Below are 20,099 nucleotides of genomic sequence, written 5' to 3'. Positions count from 1 at the left end.
CCGCTTCGCGGAGGGGTCAGATCTCCCTCCAGGCCTCCAGCGCGAGCCCCGGCTCGTCCTTGCGGCGGGTGAGCAGCACCCGCCCGCTCGAGGGCGATTGGGAGGCGGCGACGACCTCGTCGTGCTCGTCGAGCGCCACCGACACCAGGGCGTCGTCGGGCAGCGTGGGACCGGACTCGGTCCACCAGGCACCCGCCGGCTCCTGCTCGGTGGGATACGCGGCGAAGGCGACCCGGCCGCTCGCCGACCGCTGCGCGAGCACGGTGCAGTCGTGCCCCTCGATCTCGCACCGCACGGCGGAGACCGGCCCGGGGCCGGCCGACGGGAGGAGGGTGACCGGCTTCTCACCGGGGCGCCAGGCGCACACGTCCCCCGAGGTGTCGGTGAAGAAGAGGGTGGTGTGCTCGGCGGAGGTCGCGAGCGCGCGCAGGGTGCCCGGACGGACGGGGGCGTCCACGCTCTCGGTCAGCACCGGCTTCTTCCCGTCCGCCTCCTGACGCCAGTGCAGCAGGGCGCCCGGCGCGCAGGCGTACAGCTCCACGAACCCCGACTCCCCCGTCACGGCGGCCAAGTCCCCGTCGACCTCCTGCCCTTCGAGGTTCAGCCAGCCTCCCCAGCCGCCCTTGACCTTCTGGTTGCGCAGGCTCACCCCGCCGCCCTTGTTGCGCACGAAGACGTAACCGCGCCCCGCGCCGTCGACGGCGACGGCCGGCGGGCCCGTCCGGTCGCCCTTCTGGTCCGGGTGCCCGATCGGGACCCAGTCCAGGGCCGCGAGTCCGGGCCGGAAGTGCGTGGAGTGCACGAGTCCCGACTCCCCCGGCACGGTGGGCCGCCAGGCGGCCAGGTGCGCGTATCCGTCGGTGCCCTGGCCGACCGCCGCGCCGGGGTGCAGCTTCTGGCTGCCGCCGACGGTGCGTGGCGCGTGCTCCCAGGGGCCGGCGGGGCCGCGTTCCGCACGGCACAGGACGGCGTCGCCGGGGGACAGATAGACGGTGAGGCGGCCGTCGCGGCCGCGGATGAGCCAGTCGCCGTTCACGTGTTCACTTTATGCGGCCGCCGGCGCCCGGTTGCGCCCGCCCACCCGTGCCTCGCGTCCTTCCCCCGTGCGACGCTGGCCACATGCACTCCCATGAGCCTGTCCTCGTCGTCGTCGACGCCGCGAATGTCGTCGGGTCGGTGCCGGACGGGTGGTGGCGGGACCGCAGAGGCGCGGCGGAACGGCTGCGGGACCGGCTGGCGTCGGAGGGGGTCCCCGCGGTGCCCGGCCCGGTGGAGATCGTCCTGGTGGTGGAGGGGGCGGCGCGGGGGGTGGAGTCCGTGCCCGGCGTACGGGTGTCGTCCGCCCCGGGCAGCGGGGACGACCACATCGTCGAGGTCGTGGCCTCGGCCGGTGAGCGTCCCGTCCTGGTGATCACGGCGGACCGGGAGCTGCGGGGGCGGGTCGGGGAGCTGGGGGCGGAGGTGGCGGGACCGCGGTCCGTCCGTCCGTAGGCGCGGTGCGCCGGTGCGGGGGCCGGGTGGGTCCGCAGCCCGGCGGAACGCCGCGGCTGGTCCGCGGCCCTGGCCCCACCGCCCGGCGATATGGCGAAGTCCCGCACCCCCACCGAGCGGCCGGGGCCGCCGCAACGGCCCGGCGACCCGGCGACCCGGCGACCCGGCGACCCGGCGACCCGGCGGAGCCTACGGTGTGCCGCCGCCCACGCTCGGCTCCTCCAGCCCCGCGTCGCGGCGGGCGAGGCGGCTGTGGCTGCGGCCGTACAGGAAGTAGACGAGGAAGCCGGCGGCCATCCAGATGGCGAAGCGGACCCACGTCTCGGCGGGCAGGTTGATCATCAGCCACAGCGAGGCGCACACCGACAGGATCGGGATGACCGGCACCCACGGCGTACGGAAGGACCGGGGCAGGTCGGGACGGGTCCGGCGAAGGATGATCACGCCGATCGCGACGACCACGAAGGCGAACAGCGTGCCGATGTTCACCAGCGCGGCGAGCTCGGTCAACGGCGTGAACCCGGCGAGGATCGCGATGATCACGCCGAGCAGGATCGTCGGCCGGTGCGGCGTCTTGAACCGCGGGTGGACGTGCGAGAAGAACCGCGGCAGCAGGCCGTCACGGCTCATCGCGAAGAACACACGCGTCTGTCCCAGCAGCAGGATCATGCACACCGTCGTCAGGCCGACCGCGGCGCCGAAGCTGATGAAGCCCGCGTACCAGGGGTGCCCGGTGGCCTTGAAGGCATCGGCGAGCGGGGCGTCGACGGACAGCTTCGTGTAGTGCTGCATGCCGGTGACGACGATCGACACGAGCACGTACAGCGTGGTGCAGATGATGAGGGAGCCGATGATGCCGCGCGGCATGTCCCGCTGCGGGTTCTTCGTCTCCTCCGCGGCCGTGGCGACGACGTCGAATCCGATGAAGGCGAAGAACACGACCGAGGCCGCGGTGAAGATGCCCATCACGCCGAAGTTGGAGGGCGCCCAGCCGAACATCAACTGGATCAGCGGGGAGTCGAGACTGGACCCGGCCTCCACCGCCTTCTCCTTGGGGATGAACGGGTCGTAGTTCTCGCCCTTGATGAGGAAGGCACCGGCGATGATCACGACGAGGACGACCGTCACCTTGATGGCGACGACGAGCGAGGTGATCCGCGCCGACAGCTTCATGCCGACCACGAGGATGGCCGTGAGGACGAGCACCAGCGCGGCGGCGAGGATGTCGAAGCCGAAGGTGTCGGCACCTTCCCGGCTGCCCAGCCCCGCGGGCATCGTCCAGCCCGCGTTGTCCATGAGCGACTGGATATAGCCGGACCAGCCGACGGCCACCACCGCCGTCCCCAGCGCGAACTCCAGGACCAGGTCCCAGCCGATGATCCAGGCGGGGAACTCCCCGAGCGAGGCGTACGAGAACGTGTAGGCGGACCCGGCGACCGGAACCGTCGAGGCGAACTCGGCGTAACAGAGCGCGGCCAGCGCACAGGCGACGCCGGCCGCCACGAACGCCAGGGCCACCGCGGGCCCCGCGTTGTTCTTGGCGACTGTGCCGGTGAGAACGAAGATGCCGGTACCGATGATCACACCGACGCCGAAAACGGTCAGATCAAGCGCGGACAAGGACTTCTTGAGCGCGTGCTCTGGCTCCTCGGTGTCGAGGATGGACTGCTCGACCTTCTTCGTCCGGAAGAGGGTACTTCTCACGGGGTACCTCCCACGCTTGTCGTCCTCGACATGATCGAGAGGTGGCACCATCCGTATGCCCCGGCACGGGCGAATTCACGCCAATGGGCCGGTTCCACCACCCTCACGGTGGGGAAACCGGCCCATCTCGAACCCGTTCGGCCGTATCGGCCGCGTCAGTCGCGCGCGGCGTCCACGGCGTCCGCCGCATCGCGCTCGAAGCGCCCGTCCAGCTTGGCGACCAGCCCGGTCACCTGACGGGCGATGTCCGGCGCGGTGAGCCCGATCTCGGCGAGGACCTCGGCACGGGAGGCGTGGTCGAGGAAGCGCGGCGGGATGCCGAAGTCGCGCAGCGGCACGTCGACGCCCGCGTCGCGCAGCGCCTGGGCGATCGCCGAGCCGACGCCGCCGACGCGGCTGTTGTCCTCGACGGTGACGACCACGCGGTGCTGTTCGGCGAGCGGGGCCATGGCCTCGTCGACCGGCTTGACCCAGCGCGGGTCGACGACGGTCGTGGAGATGCCCTGCTTGTCGAGCAGGCCGGCGATCTCCAGGCACATCGGTGCGAGGGCGCCGACGGACACCAGCAGGACGTCCGGCCGGTCGGTGCCGGGCTCGCGCAGGACGTCCATGCCCCCGACGCGGCGCACGGCCGGTACTGCGGGGCCGACCGCGCCCTTGGAGAAGCGGACCACGGTCGGCGCGTCCTCCACGGCGACGGCCTCGCGCAGCTGGGCGCGCACCTGGTCGGCGTCGCGCGGCGCGGCCAGCCGCAGCCCCGGGACGACCTGGAGGATCGACATGTCCCACATGCCGTTGTGGGAGGCCCCGTCGGTGCCGGTGACGCCGGCCCGGTCCAGGACGAACGTGACACCGCACTTGTGCAGCGCCACGTCCATCAGCACCTGGTCGAAGGCGCGGTTGAGGAACGTGGCGTACACCGCGAACACCGGGTGGACGCCACCCGTGGCCAGGCCGGCCGCGGAGACGGCGCCGTGCTGTTCGGCGATGCCGACGTCGTAGACGCGCTTGGGGAAGCGCTTGGCGAACTTGTCCAGGCCGACCGGCTGGAGCATGGCGGCCGTGATGGCGACGATGTCCTCGCGCTCCTCGCCGAGCTTGACCATCTCCTCGCCGAAGACGGACGTCCAGTCGGCGCCGGAGGTGGCGATCGGCAGGCCCGTGTCGGGGTGGATCTTGCCGACGGCGTGGAAGCGGTCCGCCTCGTCCTGGAGGGCGGGCTGGTAGCCGCGGCCCTTCTCGGTCAGGCAGTGCACGATGACCGGCCCGCCGAACCGCTTGGCCTTGGCGAGCGCCGACTCCAGGGCCTCCAGGTCGTGCCCGTCGATCGGCCCGACGTACTTCAGGCCCAGGTCCTCGAACATGCCCTGCGGGGCGATGAAGTCCTTCAGGCCCTTCTTGGCGCCGTGCAGCGTGTCGTAGAGCGCCTGCCCGACGACCGGGGTGCGCTCCAGGACCTCCTTGGTACGGGCGAGGAAGCGCTCGTAGCCGTCGGTGGTGCGCAGGGTCGCCAGGTGGTTGGCGAGGCCGCCGATGGTCGGCGCGTAGGAGCGCTCGTTGTCGTTGACGACGATGACGAGCGGGCGGTCCTTGGCGTCGGCGATGTTGTTCAGCGCCTCCCAGGCCATGCCGCCGGTCAGCGCGCCGTCACCGATCACGGCCACGACGTGGTCGTCGCGCTCCATGATCTGGTTGGCCTTGGCGATGCCGTCGGCCCAGCCGAGGACCGTCGAGGCGTGCGAGTTCTCGATGACGTCGTGCTCGGACTCGGCCTGTGAGGGGTAGCCGGACAGGCCGCCCTTCATCTTCAGCTTCGAGAAGTCCTGACGGCCGGTGAGGAGCTTGTGGACGTAGGACTGGTGGCCGGTGTCCCAGAGCACCTTGTCCTTGGGCGAGTCGAAGACCCGGTGCAGGGCGATGGTGAGCTCCACCACGCCGAGGTTGGGGCCGAGGTGACCGCCGGTCTTGGAGACCGCTTCGACAAGGAAGCTCCGGATCTCCTCCGCCAGCTGGTTCAGCTCCTCCAGGTTGAGCCGGTCCAGATCGCGCGGTCCCCTGATACGGGTCAGCAGCGGCACCCGTGCCTCCTTGCAGTAGAGCTGTTGCCGGGCTTGTCGAGTCTAATGTTCCGCCTTTGCGGGCGGTGCCGTGGCTGTGCGTCGTACGTCACGCGTTCGGCTCTACCCATGGTGCGCCACGCCTACGACACACCTGTGCCCGGCACCTTCAAGGTGCCGGGCACAGGAAGGTTCCGCGGGTGCTACGCGCGCCCGGCGGTCTTCTGCGTCTTGCGCGTCACGGCGTCGATGACGACCGTGGCCAGCAGCACACCACCGGTGATCATGTACTGCACCGGGGAGGCGATGCCCTCCAGGGCGAGGCCGTACTGGATCGACACGATCACCAGGACACCGAGGAGCGCGTTCCAGGTGCGTCCGCGGCCGCCGAACAGCGACGTGCCGCCGATGACCGCCGCGGCGATCGCGTTCATCAGCAGGTCACCGCCACCGGCGCCCTGGTTGGCCGCCGCGATCTTGGAGGCGATGAACAGGCCGCCCACCGCGGCGAAGGTGCCGGAGATCGCGAACACCGAGATCCGGACCATCTCCACGTTGATACCGGCACGGCGGGACGCCTCGACGCTGCCGCCGAGCGCGAACACCTTGCGGCCGTACGCCGTGCGCCGCAGCAGGAAGTCCGTGACCAGCAGCACCACGATGAAGATCACCACGGCGAGCGGCAGACCCTTGTACTGGTTGAAGACGATCGCGACGGTGAAGGCGAGGACGGCCAGCAGCACGGTCCGCACGATCGTCTCGCTCAGCGGCCGCGACGGCACGCCCGCGGCCTCGCGGCGCCGGTTGCCGAGGAAGGAGCTGAGGAAGAACCCGGCGGTCACCACCGCGGCCAGCGCGTACGCGGCGGCCACATCGGAGAAGTAGTAGCTGGTCAGCTGGGCCACGACCCCGTCCGGGTCGAGGTTGATGGTGCCGTTGTCACCCAGGATCTGGAGCATGAGGCCGTTCCAGAACAGCAGACCGGCCAGGGTGACGGCGAACGCGGGGACGCCGATCTTGGCGAAGAAGAAGCCGTGCAGCACACCGGCGACCGTGCCGGTGAGGATGGCCAGCACGAAGGCGAGCCACTCGTTCATGCCGTTCGTGACGTTCAGCACCGCGAACGACGCACCCGCCACACCGGAGACCGAGCCGACCGACAGGTCGATCTCGCCGAGCAGCAGCACGAACACGATGCCGACGGCGATCATGCCGGTGCCGACCATGGCGACGGACATGTCCGACAGGTTGCCGGCGGTGAGGAAGTTGGAGTTCAGGCTCGCGAAGATGATCCAGATGATCGCCAGGCCGATGACGACCGGGATGGACCCGAGGTCACCGGACTTCATCTTCCGCTTGAACTCGGTGACGTAGCCCTTGAGGCCCTGCTCGCGCACCAGCAGCCGGGGGTCGACCACCGTGACGGCGGCCTTGGCCGCCTCGGGGTTCTCCACGACGTGTTCTTCCGGAGCCGCGGAGGTCTTGTCGATGCTCACTTGGAAACCTCCCCGTTCGTGCGCGCCGCACGGCGGGTCACGGCGTTGTCGGTGGCGCCGGTGATGGCGGAGATGATCTCTTCCTGCGAGGTCGACTTGACCTCGAAGACGCCGTTGTTGCGCCCGAGGCGCAGAACGGCGACCTTGTCCGCGACGGCCTTCACATCGGCCATGTTGTGGCTGATGAGGATCACGGCGTGGCCGCGCTCGCGCAGCCGCTCGACCAGGTCGAGGACCTGCGCGGTCTGCTCGACGCCGAGGGCGGCGGTGGGCTCGTCGAGGATGACCAGCTTGGGCTCGCCGAGCATGGAGCGGGCGATGGCCACGGTCTGGCGCTGACCGCCGGAGAGCGAGGCGATCGGGATGCGCACGCTCGGGATGCGGATCGACAGCGTGTCGAGCAGTTCGCGGGAGCGGCGCTCCATCTCCACCTCGTCCAGGACGCCGCGCTTGCGGAGCTCCCGGCCCAGGTAGAGGTTGCCGACGACGTCGATGTTGTCGCAGAGCGCGAGGTCCTGGTAGACGGTCGCGATGCCCAGGTTCTGGGCGTCGTGCGGCTTGGTGATCTGGACGGACCTGCCGTCCCATTCGATGACGCCCTCATCGATGGGGTGCACGCCGGCGATCGTCTTGACCAGCGTGGACTTTCCGGCGCCGTTGTCGCCCACCAGGGCGACCACTTCACCGGCGTGGACCTCAAGCTCTACGTCGGTGAGCGCCTGAACGGCACCGAACCGCTTGGAGACCCCGCGCAACGCCAGCACGGGCGTAGCGGACACGTGAACCATCTCCTTCGCCGCCTGACCCGGCGGGAGGTTGTGCAGAAGTGTGGGAGGAGTGATCCGTCCGGCGCCCCGCGGAGCTTGCGGGGCTGATGTGGCGGAGCGCCGGAGGAACTCGGGGGCGCCTGTCCCCGCACGGGAGTCACGGGAGTCCGGTCCGGACTCCCGTGCCCCTCGGGGAACTCGGCGGCTGCTTACTTGAGGCCGATCTTGTCGCAGGCGGCCTTGTACTTGCCCGCGCAGATCTCGTTCACGGTGTAGATGCCGTCCTTGATGACGGTGTCGTTGATGTTGTCCTTCGTCAGCGAGACGACCGGGACGAGGACGGAGGGGACGGCCTTGGTGGTCGGGCTGTCGACCTTGTCCTTGGCGATCGAGTCGAGCGACTTGCCCTGGGCGAGGGCGACGGCCATCTCGGCGGCGACGTCCGCCTCCTGCGGGTAGGGCTTGTAGACGCTCATGTACTGCTCACCGGTGACGATGCGCTGCACACCCGCGAGTTCGGCGTCCTGGCCGGTGACCGGGATGTTGTCGATGCCGGCGGCCTTGAGGGCGGTGATGATGCCGCCCGCCATGCCGTCGTTGGCGGAGTAGACGCCGACGATCTTGTCCTTGCCGAGGGCGGAGATGGCGCCCTCCATGTTGGCGTTGGCGTTCTCCGGCTTCCACTCCTTGGTGTCGTACTCGCGGCCGATCTTGACCTTGCCGTCGAGCACGGAGTGCGCGCCCTGCTTGAACTGGGCGGCGTTCGGGTCGGTGGAGGACCCGTTCATCATGACGATCTGGCCGTCCTTGGCCTTGCCGCCGAGGGCCTTCAGCAGGGCCTCGCCCTGGGTCTTGCCGACGGTGACGTTGTCGAACGAGGTGTAGGCGTCGATCGGGCCCTCGGCCAGGCGGTCGTAGGCGACGACGGGGATGCCCGCGTCCTTGGCCTTCTTCACCGAGCCGGCGATCGCCTTGGAGTCCACCGCGTCCACGATCAGCACGTCGACCTTGTTGGTCACCATCGTGTCGACCTGCTGGTTCTGCGTGCTGGCGTCCTGCTTGGCGTTGGCGTAGACGACCTCGCCCTTGCCGTTGGTGAGCTCCTTGACCTTCTTGTCGATGAGCGGCCGGTCGAACTTCTCGTAACGGGCGGTCGCGTTCTCCGGAAGGAGCAGGCCGACCTTGATGTCGTCGCCCTTCTTGGCGGACCCGGTGGTGTCGGCCTTGTCGCCCGACTCCTTGGCGCTGCCACAGGCAGCAAGCGAAACGGCCATCGCACCAGCGGCAATAGCAACAGCGGCGCGACGCATACGCGTGTTCACTTCAGAAACCTCCCTGACGAGGCCGCGACATTGCGGCCGAGGTGGCTGGAAGTCAACTCGGCCACACGTGCGACGTCAAGAAGTAAATCCTTAACGAGATGGCAACGGTGCCATCCGTTCTCTAAGTGAAGGCAGGGGTGGCTGCCTGAAGCGCGCCGGGAGCGGTGCCGTCCAGAAGGGTCGAATCGCCCATCTCGCTCAGGGCGAGGGCGAGCGCTCCGAGCACCTCGGCACGGCCGCCGAGGGCGCCGGGGAGAACGGACAACTGACGTGCCGCACTGGGGATCGCATAGCGGCCGACGGACTCCCGGATCGGCCCGAGCACCAGCTCACCGGCCTCGGCGAGATCACCGCCGAGGACCACACGGCTCGGGTTCAGCAGGTTGCAGAGATTGGCCACTCCACTGCCGATGTGGCGGCCGACGTCGGCGATCACCCGACGACAGCCCGGGTCTCCGTCCCGGGCGAGTCGTACGACGCCTTCCATGGTCAGATCGGTGCCGTGACTGGACTGGAGAAGCGGGAGCACGTAGCGCGCGGCCGCGAAGGTCTCCAGGCAGCCGCGGTTGCCGCAACGGCAGACCGGGCCGGATTCATCGAGTGTAATATGTCCGATTTCTCCTGCGGTGCCGCCGGGGCCGCGGTAGATCTTGCCTTCGATCACCAGACCGGCGCCGACACCGCTCGCGACCTTGATGTATGCCAGGTCGCGGACGCCTCGGCCGCTGCCCCAGACCATTTCGCCGAGGGCACCGAGGTTGGCGTCGTTGTCCACGTGCACGGGGACGCCGAGGCGGCCTCGGAGCTCCGCCGCGGGCTTGGTGCCGGTCCATCCCGGCAGGATGGCGGTCGAGCCCAGGGTGCCCGACTCGACGTCGATGGGGCCGGGGACGCCGAGGCCGACACCGGCGATCTTGGAGCGGTCGACGCCGGTGGCCTCGATCAGGCGGGTGACCAGCTGTTCCGCGCGGTCGAAGCCCTGGGTGGACGAGGCGTCCACGTCCAGCGGCTCGGATTCCTCGGCCAGGACCTGGTGGGCGAGGTTGCCGATGGCGACACGGAGGTGCGTGTGACCGAAGTCGACGCCGATGACGATGCCGGCGTCGCCGCTGAGCGACACACTGCGGGCACGGCGGCCGCCGGCGGAGGTCGGAGTGACCTCCACGGTGCCGCCGTCCTTCAACTCCCGGACGATGTTGGAGACCGTCGCGGCGGACAGACCCGTCGTCCGGGCGATCTCGGCCTGGGTGAGGGAGCCCGCCAGGCGCACGGCTCGTACGACCCGCTCCAGGTTGGCTCGGTGCAGCGACGACTGCGACCCCGGAGTCTCCACGACGACCTCCTGCGCGCGGGGCCGCAGCGATGAGACCCCGTCTATGTCCAACTAGTGAACTCTAAGCTGAGCCGTTCGGGTTGCCTCCCGTCAAGAGGTTGAACTGATTCCGGGGTGTGTGCGGGTCGTCGCGGAGCGCTATGTGGGGGTACGCGCTTTCTGCCTGCGGCGGCCTGGGCGGCTGTTCGGGGGTGCGCGTCTTCGCCTTCTCGCCGTACGCGGGTGCGCCCCAGCTGCGGGCATGCGTGCCGCTGGGGGCGGCACGGGTGGGCGCAGGCTGCACCCCGTCGCGCCGGGCTGCGGACCCACCCGCCCTCAGCGACAACGCCGAGCGTCTGGTAACGCCGGTGTGTGAACCCCCGGCTCCTACTTCAGCGCCCCCGCCGTCAGCCCCTGCACCACCTGCCGCTGGAAGATGACGTACGCCGCCAGGACCGGCAGCATCGCCATCACCAGGCCCGCGAACAGGCCCGACCAGTCGCCCTTGTAGCCCTGGCTGACCGCCAGTTGGACCAGGCCCTGGGTGAGGACCCGCTTGTCGGGGTCGGTGTTGAGGACCGTGGGGAGCATGTACTGGTTCCACTGCCCGAGGAAGTTGAAGATGCCCACGCTGATCAGGCCCGGCTTGGCCATGGGCAGCATGATCTGGAAGAACGTGCGGCTGTGGGACGCCCCGTCCACGAAGGCCGCCTCGGCGATCGAGGTGGGGAGCGTGCGGAAGAACGCCGTGAGGAAGAACACCGTGAACGGCAGCGAGTAGGCGATGTAGACCAGGATCAGGCCGTGGATGGTGTTCAGCAGGCCCATGTTGTTCACGACGTAGAACAGCGGCACCAGGGCCAGCATGATCGGGAAGCTCATGCCGCCGATGAACAGGTAGTAGATGAACCGGTTGCCCGGGAAGTCGAAGCGGGCCAGGACGTAGGCCGCCATCGAGCCCAGGGCCAGCGTGCCGATGAGCGAACCGCCCACCACGAGGACCGTGTTGAGGAAGTAGTCGCTCATGTTCGCCTGGGTCCACGCCCTCGACCAGTTGTCGAAGTGCAGCGAGTCGGGGAGGGACCAGGGCGAGCTGAAGATGGAGCGGTCGTCCTTGAAGGACGTCATGACCGCCCACAGCAGCGGCATGACCACCATGACCGCCCAGATGACCAGCACACCGTGGGAGAAGACGTTGAGGACCGTGCCCTCTTTCCTCCTCTCCTCGGGCGCCGCGGCCGGCGGCAGGTCCTCCTTGGCCAGGGGCGCACCGGACTCGGCCGGGAGCGGAGCGGGGGTCTCGGTGGTCTTCATCAGTACTCCAGCCGCTCGCGACGGCCCAACCGCATCACCACGGCGGCGAAGGCCAGCGTGACGACGAGCAGGGCGACACCGATGGTGGTGGCGTAGGCGGCCTGCCCGTCCCGGAACGCCTTCTGGTACACGTACAGGACCATGACGGTGGTCGAGTAGTCGGGTCCGCCCGGCCCGGTCGTCATGATCTGCACGACCGCGAACGACTCGGCGCCCAGGGCGAGGATGCCCATGTAGACCCAGCCGGACTGCACCGTGTCCCAGAGCAGGGGCAGGGTGATCCGGAAGAACGTGGTGAAGCGGTTCGCGCCGTCCAGCAGGGCCGCCTCGTACATGTCCGACGGGATGGAGGCCATGCCGGCGGAGAAGAGGACCACGAAGAAGCCGACCGTGGACCAGACGAGGACCGCCATCACGGCCCACAGGGCCAGGTCCGGGTCGCCCAGCCAGAGCGGCTGGAGGCTGTCGAGGCCGATCCCGCGCAGGAGCGAGTTGATCGCGCCGCTGTCCGGGTTGTACGCGAACGCGAACAGCAGCGCGACGATGGCGATCGAGAGGACCTGCGGGAAGAAGTAGACGATCTTGTAGAACGAGGAGCCGCGGACACCGGTGACCACCGGCCCGTTCTTTCTCTTTCGGCCGCCGACATTGATCATGAAGGCGAAGAACAGCGCCAGTCCGATCGTCACCACCGGCAGCAGGAGGGCGAACAGCAGGCTGTGCTGCAACGACTTCCAGAAGATGTCGTCGTCGAGCATCCGGCTGTAGTTGTCGAAACCGACCATCTTGAATTCGGGGCTCAGGCCGGTCCAGTCCGTGAACGAGTAATAGATGGACTGGATGAACGGCCAGACCACGAAGAGCGCGTACAGTCCCAGGGGCAACGCGAGGAAGCCCACGATGAACCGGTACTTGCCGTGCTGCATCGCCACTCCGGTGCCGTTGCGGAAATCGATTTCTGTGCTGTTACTGGTGCTTGTAGTGCTTGATGGAGTCGTCCTTGACCGCCTCGTCGGCGAAGCCCTGGATTTTCTTGATGGCCTCGGCGGGAGTGAGGCGGCCGGCCATCATCTCGCCCAGACCGGACACACCGATCTTCTCCTTCTGCAACTGCACATACCAGTCCTGGAGACGGGGATTCACCACGTTCTCGCCGGCCTTCTCCAGCGCCGCGACGCCCGACTTGAGACCGGGGGTGAGGGCGATGCCGTCGGTGCCGCCGTTGTACGCGGTCAGCGACTTCACCTTGCTGGTGAAGTTTTTCGAAGAGGCCTCGCTGAGCATGATGCGCAGCTGTTCCATGCCGCCGGGGGCGTTCTTGGCCTTGGCCGGGACGATGAACGGCTCGCCGCCGGACGCCCAGATGGTGCCGAAGGGCATCTTGTCGGAGGAGTCAAGGCCGGTCGGCGCGGAGACGGCCAGGTCGAAGTCCTTCGGGATGACGTTCGCCGACTCGTTCTCCACCCAGGAGCCGTTCGGGATGAACAGCGCCTTGCCCTCTGCCCAGGCGGTCTGGGACTGGATGTGGTCCAGGCCCGGGGTGCCCTTGAGGACGTAGCCCTTCTTGTAGAGCTCGTAGTACGCCTCGAAGCAGGCCTTGACGGCCGGGTGCTTCCAGGCGTTCGGCTCCAGGTTGTCGATGGCGTCGAGGACCTCGCGGCCGCCGACCTTGCCGATCATCGGGTAGAGGGAGAAGGGGAGGTAGTAGGGGTATTTGCCCGCGTACGTCCAGCCCGCCATGCCCTTCTTCTTGGCCTTGGCGCAGACCGCGAGCATCTGGTCCCAGGTCTCCGGGTACTGCTCGTCGAGCGAGTCCAGGGCCTTCTGCGAGTACCAGACGCCGTACACCGTGTAGGCGTAGTACAGGATCCAGACCTTCTCGCCGTCGAACTGGCCCATCTCCACGATGCCGGGGCGCAGTGTGTCGCGGACCTTCTTGCCCGGGTCGTCGTAGGAGGGCGCGTCCAGCAGCGGGGTGAGGTCGGTGAGCTGGTTCTTGCCGACGAGGACGCCCATGTCCATCTGCTCGGCGCCGGAGTTGTCGATGAGGTCCGGCGGGGTGCCCTGGTTGAAGCGGGGCTGGAGCGTGGACTGGATCTTCTGGGTGGCGGAGAACTTCACCTGGGCCTTGGGGAAGTTCTTCTCGTAGATCTTCACGGCGTCCTCGGCGTACTCCTTGCCGAAACCGCCGTCGAACAGGACGAATTCCATGCCGGCCGTGTCATTGACGGCGAGCGGGTTCTTCGCGGTCTTCTTGCCGGCCTTGGCCTTGTCCCCGCTGCCGTCGCCGCCGCTGCTCGCGCAGGCGGAGAGGAAACTCATGGTCGGGACGGAGATCAGCCCGAGCGCGGCGGACCTTTTGATCAGATCACGGCGGCCGACACCTTCGGTGCCGTGGTTCTCGGCGGAAGTGGATCCCATGCTCAAGTCCTCGCCTTCTCCAGGACTCAGGCGGTGAACCGGATCCTCGCCGGCACCGCGATCGGGTCACGCTGGGTCGTGCAGGAAAGTGCGGGTGGTCACGTGCGGATGGTGTGAAGCGCCCGACAGGTATAGTCCACTTCCCGTCAGCGGATCAAGATCGAACACAAGGTTGGCCGCGGGTCTTATCCGAGTTGAGACCTCGCGGAAGTATGAGCGACCTGCGGACGCTCCGCCGGAAATATCCCGGTCACCATGCCCGAATGCCACAGGCAACACCCTTGACACTCCCCACCACTTGGGCAACTACTGGTCCTTGCGCATCGAAGGTGACAACGTTGTCCACTGCGCAGGGAGGGTACCCGTTGATACAGCGGAAAGCTCGGCACAGATGGGGTTCGGCGGTCGTGTCGGCGACCGCCTTCGCTTTGGCCCTGGGTTCGCAGGGCGTTGCGGTCGCACTACCTCAGGCACCGGAGAAACCCGATCGGGAGTTCGTGTCATCCTTTGAGGTGGACGACCCGCTTCCGGACTGGTCGAACACCGTCGACACCGCCCCCGGCGGCGGCAAGCGGGCCTCGGGGGTCGACGGCGGGTACAGCAGCGGCATACCGGGCAATGTGACGGATCAGGTCACGGACGTCCGGGCCGGTGCCGAGAACACAGGCGGCGGGGAGGTGAAGGAGAACCTCGTCGACGGCGAGCCGAGCACCAAGTGGCTCGCCTTCGAGCCCACCGGCTGGGTGGAGTTCGACCTGGACAAACCGGTCAAGCTGGCGCGCTACGCGCTGACGTCGGCCAATGACGCCGATGAGCGCGACCCCAGGGACTGGACCCTGAAGGGCTCGGCCGACGGCAAGGAGTGGACGACGCTCGACACCCGTGCCGGTGAGTCCTTCACGGAGCGGTTCCAGACGAAGACGTACGACCTGGCCGAACCCGCCGAGTACCGGCACTTCCGGCTGGAGGTCACCCGGAACAACGGCGGCGGCATCCTCCAGCTCGCCGATGTCCAGTTCTCCACGGGCAGCAGCGAGGGGCCCGTCCCGCAGGACATGCTCTCGCTGGTCGACCGCGGCCCGAGCGGCTCCCCCACCGCCAAGGCGGGCGCCGGATTCACCGGGAAGCGCGCCCTGCGCTACGCCGGCCGCCACACCGCCGACGGCCGGGCGTACTCGTACAACAAGGTCTTCGACGTGAACGTGGCCGTCGGCCGGAACACGCGGCTGTCCTACCGGATCTTCCCGTCCATGGCGGACGGCGACCTCGACTACGCCGCCACGAACGTCTCCGTCGACCTGGCCTTCACCGACGGCACCCACCTGAGCGACCTGCGCGCCACCGACCAGCACGGCTTCCCGCTGACCCCGCAGGGCCAGGGCGCCGCGAAGATCCTCTACGTCAACCAGTGGAACAACGTGGCCTCCCGGATCGGCTCGGTCGCGGCCGGGAAGACCGTGGACCGGATCCTGGTGGCCTACGACTCCCCCGAGGGCCCGGCGAAGTTCCGCGGCTGGCTGGACGACATCGGCATCGCCTCCGTGGCGCCCGAGCGGCCGAAGGCGCATCTGTCGGACTACGCGGTCACCACCCGCGGCACCAACTCCAGCGGCGGCTTCTCCCGGGGCAACAACTTCCCGGCGACGGCGGTCCCGCACGGCTTCAACTTCTGGACGCCGGTGACCAACGCCGGTTCGCTCAGCTGGCTGTACGACTACGCCCGGGCCAACAACGCGGACAACCTGCCGACGATCCAGGCGTTCAGCGCCAGCCACGAGCCCAGCCCCTGGATGGGTGACCGGCAGACCTTCCAGGTGATGCCGTCGGTGGCAGGCGGGACCCCGGAGTACGGGCGCGAGGCACGCGAGCTGGCGTTCCGGCACGAGAACGAGACCGCGCGGCCGTACTACTACGGGGTGCGGTTCGAGAACGGGCTGAAGGCCGAGATGGCGCCGACCGACCACGCGGCGGCACTGCGCTTCACCTACCCGGGCGATGACGCGAGCGTCGTGTTCGACAACGTGACCGACCAGGCGGGCCTGACCCTCGACAAGGAGAACGGGATCGTCAGCGGCTACTCGGACGTCAAGTCCGGGCTCTCCACGGGCGCCACCCGGCTGTTCGTCTACGGCGAGTTCGACAAACCGGTGACCGAGGGGGACGCCGGCGGCGTCAAGGGCTATCTGCGCTTCAAGGCCGACGACCGGACCGTCACCCTGCGCCTGGCGACCTCCCTCATCAGCCTGGACCAGGCCAAGGACAACCTGCGCCAGGAGATCCCGGAGGGCCGGTCCTTCGAGGCGGTCAAGCACAGCGCCCAGCGGCGGTGGGACCGGCTGCTCGGCAAGGTGGAGGTCGAGGGCGCGACCCCCGACCAGCTGACCACGCTGTACTCCAGCCTGTACCGGCTGTACCTGTACCCGAACTCCGGGTTCGAGAAGGTCGACGGCGAGTACCAATACGCCTCGCCCTTCTCCCCCATGCCCAGCCCGGACACCCCGACGCACACCGGCGCGAAGATCGTCGACGGCAAGGTGTACGTCAACAACGGTTTCTGGGACACCTACCGGACGACCTGGCCCGCCTACTCGTTCCTGACGCCGTCTCGGGCGGGCGAGCTGGTCGACGGGTTCGTGCAGCAGTACAAGGACGGCGGCTGGACCTCGCGCTGGTCCTCCCCCGGCTACGCGGACCTGATGACGGGCACCTCCTCCGACGTGGCGTTCGCGGACGCGTACGTCAAGGGCGTCGACTTCGACGCGAAGGCGGCTTACGAGGCGGCGGTGAAGAACGCCACGGTCGTGCCGCCGAACCCGGGCGTCGGCCGCAAGGGCATGGCCACCTCCCCGTTCCTCGGTTACACGAGCACCGAGACCCACGAGGGCCTGTCCTGGGCGCTGGAGGGCTACCTCAACGACTACGGCATCTCCCGCATGGGCCACAAGCTGTACGAGGAGACCGGCGAGCGGCGCTACCAGGAGGAGTCGGAGTACTTCCTGGACCGCGCCCAGGAGTACGTGAACCTCTTCGACGCGAAGGCCGGTTTCTTCCAGGGCCGGGACGCGAAGGGCGACTGGCGGGTCGAGTCCTCGACGTACGACCCGCGGGTGTGGGGCCACGACTACACCGAGACCAACGGCTGGGGCTACGCCTTCACCACCCCGCACGACGGCCGGGGCCTGGCCAACCTGTACGGCGGGCGCAAGGGTCTCGCCGACAAGCTGGACGAGTACCTCGCCACCCCCGAGACGGCCTCCCCCGAGTTCGTCGGCTCCTACGGCGGTGTCATCCACGAGATGACCGAGGCGCGGGACGTGCGGATGGGCATGTACGGCCACTCCAACCAGGTCGCCCACCACGCCCTGTACATGTACGACGCGGCCGGGCAGCCCTGGAAGACGCAGAAGAACGTCCGCGAGGTGCTGTCCCGGCTCTACACCGGCAGCGAGATCGGGCAGGGCTACCACGGCGACGAGGACAACGGCGAGCAGTCGGCCTGGTTCCTGTTCTCCGCACTCGGCTTCTACCCGCTGGTGATGGGCAGCGGCGAGTACGCGATCGGCTCGCCCCTGTTCGAGAAGGCGACCGTGCACCTGGAGAACGGGCGCGAGCTGGTGGTGAAGGCGCCGCGCAACAGCGCGGAGAACGTCTACGTGCAGGGGCTGAAGGTCAACGGCCGCACCTGGACGAAGACTTCCCTGCCGCACGCGCTGATCGCCAAGGGCGGTGTGCTGGAGTTCGACATGGGACCGAGGCCGTCGACGTGGGGCACGGGCAAGGACGCCGCGCCCGTGTCGATCACCCAGGGCGACGAGGTGCCCGCGCCCCGGGCGGACCTGCTGAAGGGTGACGGCGCCCTGTTCGACGACACGTCGGCGACCGCCGCCGCGGTGACGGCCGTGGATCTGCCGGTCGCGAAGGGCGCCGAGGCCGTCCAGTACACGCTGACCTCGTCGGCGGACCGGGCGAAGGCACCGGCCGGATGGACACTCCAGGGTTCTTCGGACGGTACGGCCTGGCGGACGCTGGACCGGCGCTCCGGGCAGGCCTTCGCCTGGGACAGGCAGACCCGCGCGTTCACGGTGAGGTCGCCGGGTACGTACGAGAAGTACCGCCTGGTCGTCGACGGCGAGGCCACGCTGGCGGAGATCGAACTGCTCTCCTGAGCAGCCGAGTTGGGGGTCCGATGCCGCTTCCCGTGCCTGACTTGCCCGAGGGTGTCGACCCGGCCTGGCTGCCGTCCGCCGCCTTCCGGGCGCTCGGCAGCCGCCGGACCCTGATCCGGGGATCGGACCCGCTGGTGGAGACGGTGCACGGGGAGGTGGCCCGGGCCTGCCGGCTGTTCGGGGGCCGGGTCGTACGGGACGCCGAGCCGGACGGCGCGTACGACCTGGTCCTCGGCCTCGGCGGTGAGGCCCTCGGCGGCGAGGGCTTCGCCTCCGCGCGCGAGGGCGGCACGACGACCGTCACCGCGTCCGGGGGCCCCGGGCTGCTCTACGGCCTGTTCGACGTCGTCCGTCGCGGGGAGGGGGCCTTCACCGGCGAGTGGGCGCGGGAGATCCACCGCCCCGCCCTCGCCCTGCGCATGCTCGACCACTGGGACAATGTGGCGGTCCACCCGGTCATGGGACAGGTGGAGCGTGGCTACGCCGGCGGTTCGCTGTTCTGGAAGGACGGCAGGGCGCGGCGCGAACTCGGCCGCGTCCGGGCGTACGGCAGGCTGCTCGCGGCATGCGGGATCAACGCGATCTCCGTGAACAACGTCAATGTGCACGCGGCCGAGACCCGCCTGCTCACCGACCGGATCGGTGAGGTCGCCGAGATCGCCGGGGCGTTGCGCCCCTACGGCGTCCGCACCCACCTGTCGGTCTCCTTCGCCGCGCCGATCACCCTGGGCGGGCTGCCCACCGCCGACCCACTGGACGCGGCGGTGCGCGACTGGTGGGCCGAGGCCACCCGGCGGGTGTACGCGGCGATACCCGACTTCGGCGGGTACGTGGTGAAGGCCGACTCGGAGGGGCAGCCGGGCCCGTTCGCGTACGGCCGCAGTCATGCCGATGGCGCGAACCTGCTGGCCGCGGCGCTGGAACCGTTCGGCGGCACGGTGCACTGGCGGGCCTTCGTCTACGACCACCGCCAGGACTGGCGGGACCGGACGACCGACCGGGCCCGGGCCGCGTACGACCATTTCGTGCCGCTGGACGGCGCGTTCGCGGGGAACGCCGTGCTCCAGGTGAAGCACGGGCCGATGGACTTCCAGGTACGTGAGCCGGTCTCACCGCTGATCGGGGCGATGCCCCGCACCCGACTCGCCGTGGAACTCCAGGCCACCCAGGAGTACACCGGGCAGCAGCGGCACGTGTGCTGGCTCGGGCCGATGTGGAGCGAGGTGCTGCGCTTCCGGCCCGGACCTGCCTCGTCGGTGGGCGAGTTGGTCCGTGAGCTCGTGGCGGTGCCGAACGTCGGTGACGACCCGTTCTGGACGGGACACCCGCTGGCGCAGGCCAACCTGTACACCTTCGGGCGGCTGGCCTGGCGGCCGGACGCCGAGCCCGGCGCGGTGCTCGACGAGTGGATCGGCCTCACCTTCCCGGACGCCCCGGGCAAGCTGACCGACGCGTTGCACGCCGTGCTGGACGGTTCGTGGCGGACCTACGAGAAGTACACCGCTCCCCTGGGTGTCGGCTTCATGGTGCAGCCGGGGCACCACTACGGGCCGAGCGTGGACGGGTACGAGTACAGCCCGTGGGGGACGTACCACTTCGCCGACCGGGACGGCATCGGGGTCGACCGCACTGTCGCGAGCGGTACCGGGTACGCCGGGCAGTACGGCATGCCGTGGTCCGGTCTGTACGAGTCGCCGGACACCTGTCCCGACGACCTGCTGCTGTTCTTCCACCATGTGCCGTACGGGCATGTGCTCACGAGCGGCAAGACGGTGATCCAGCACATCTACGACACGCATTTCGAGGGCGTCGAGGAGGCCGAGGAGGCCCGCCGGGTGTGGGCGGGCCTCGCCGGCCTGGTCGAGCCGGGGCGCCACGCCCGGGTGGCGGAGCTCTATGAGGAGCAGCTCCGCTGTGCCCGTGAGTGGCGCGACCAGGTCAACAGCTACTTCTTCCGCAAGTCCGGGGTGCCGGACGGGCGGGGGCGGCGCATCCACTGACGGACGCACCCACCGCAGGATCGCCACGCCCAGGGGACCGAGGACGACG

General features: G+C 69.1%; 13 protein-coding genes. 3 read left to right on the top strand and 10 right to left on the bottom strand.

Features of this window, described 5'->3' with window-relative positions; all coding sequences use genetic code 11:
- Positions 1-16: 16 nt before the first annotated feature.
- Positions 17-1,036, bottom strand: a complete 1,020-nt coding sequence (locus AB0I06_RS13725) for a hypothetical protein (protein ID WP_363118956.1) — start codon at positions 1,034-1,036, stop codon at positions 17-19.
- 83 nt (positions 1,037-1,119) lie between these two features.
- Here AB0I06_RS13725 and AB0I06_RS13720 point away from each other — a divergent pair, with 83 nt between their 5' ends.
- Entirely contained in the window at positions 1,120-1,491 is a 372-nt protein-coding gene (locus AB0I06_RS13720) for an NTP pyrophosphohydrolase (RefSeq protein WP_363118955.1), read from the top strand.
- 189 nt (positions 1,492-1,680) lie between these two features.
- Here AB0I06_RS13720 and AB0I06_RS13715 read toward each other — a convergent pair whose 3' ends face one another.
- From AB0I06_RS13715 to ngcE, 9 genes are all read right to left on the bottom strand, one after another.
- Positions 1,681-3,195: an amino acid permease gene (locus AB0I06_RS13715; protein WP_363118954.1), complete on the bottom strand. Its 1,515-nt coding sequence runs from the start codon at positions 3,193-3,195 to the stop codon at positions 1,681-1,683.
- 155 nt (positions 3,196-3,350) lie between these two features.
- The gene (gene dxs, locus AB0I06_RS13710) at positions 3,351-5,273 is read right to left on the bottom strand and encodes a 1-deoxy-D-xylulose-5-phosphate synthase (RefSeq protein ID WP_363118953.1); all 1,923 of its coding nucleotides are present in this window, start codon (positions 5,271-5,273) and stop codon (positions 3,351-3,353) included.
- Positions 5,274-5,455: 182 nt separating this feature from the next.
- The gene (locus AB0I06_RS13705; RefSeq protein WP_363118952.1) at positions 5,456-6,748 is read right to left on the bottom strand and encodes a sugar ABC transporter permease; all 1,293 of its coding nucleotides are present in this window, start codon (positions 6,746-6,748) and stop codon (positions 5,456-5,458) included.
- Positions 6,745-7,536, bottom strand: a complete 792-nt coding sequence (locus AB0I06_RS13700; protein WP_363118951.1) for an ATP-binding cassette domain-containing protein — start codon at positions 7,534-7,536, stop codon at positions 6,745-6,747. The genes AB0I06_RS13705 and AB0I06_RS13700 overlap by 4 nt, the downstream gene beginning before the upstream one ends.
- A 188-nt stretch (positions 7,537-7,724) precedes the next feature.
- A complete protein-coding gene (locus tag AB0I06_RS13695; RefSeq protein ID WP_363119203.1) occupies positions 7,725-8,825 on the bottom strand; it encodes a sugar ABC transporter substrate-binding protein in 1,101 nt (366 codons plus the stop codon).
- 133 nt (positions 8,826-8,958) lie between these two features.
- On the bottom strand, positions 8,959-10,170 hold the full coding sequence (locus tag AB0I06_RS13690; RefSeq protein ID WP_363118950.1) for an ROK family transcriptional regulator: 1,212 nt from the start codon (positions 10,168-10,170) through the stop codon (positions 8,959-8,961).
- A 366-nt stretch (positions 10,171-10,536) separates the two neighbouring features.
- Complete coding sequence (locus AB0I06_RS13685; RefSeq protein ID WP_363118949.1) at positions 10,537-11,463, bottom strand: carbohydrate ABC transporter permease; 927 nt, start codon at positions 11,461-11,463, stop codon at positions 10,537-10,539.
- Positions 11,463-12,389: a sugar ABC transporter permease gene (locus AB0I06_RS13680; protein ID WP_363118948.1), complete on the bottom strand. Its 927-nt coding sequence runs from the start codon at positions 12,387-12,389 to the stop codon at positions 11,463-11,465. The genes AB0I06_RS13685 and AB0I06_RS13680 overlap by 1 nt, the downstream gene beginning before the upstream one ends.
- Positions 12,390-12,429: 40 nt before the next feature.
- A complete protein-coding gene (gene ngcE / locus AB0I06_RS13675) occupies positions 12,430-13,884 on the bottom strand; it encodes an N-acetylglucosamine/diacetylchitobiose ABC transporter substrate-binding protein (RefSeq protein ID WP_363118947.1) in 1,455 nt (484 codons plus the stop codon).
- A 368-nt stretch (positions 13,885-14,252) separates the two neighbouring features.
- Here ngcE and AB0I06_RS13670 point away from each other — a divergent pair, with 368 nt between their 5' ends.
- Positions 14,253-18,050, top strand: coding sequence for a GH92 family glycosyl hydrolase (locus AB0I06_RS13670; protein ID WP_363119202.1), 3,798 nt, complete (start codon positions 14,253-14,255; stop codon positions 18,048-18,050).
- 20 nt (positions 18,051-18,070) lie between these two features.
- A complete protein-coding gene (locus tag AB0I06_RS13665) occupies positions 18,071-20,050 on the top strand; it encodes an alpha-glucuronidase (RefSeq protein ID WP_363118946.1) in 1,980 nt (659 codons plus the stop codon).
- The last annotated feature ends 49 nt before the right edge of the window (positions 20,051-20,099 follow it).

The organism is Streptomyces sp. NPDC050674 (assembly GCF_040654575.1).
GTDB lineage: Bacteria > Actinomycetota > Actinomycetes > Streptomycetales > Streptomycetaceae > Streptomyces.
Note: the sequence above shows the minus strand (reverse complement) of the source record. Positions and strands in the feature narration are given on the sequence as shown.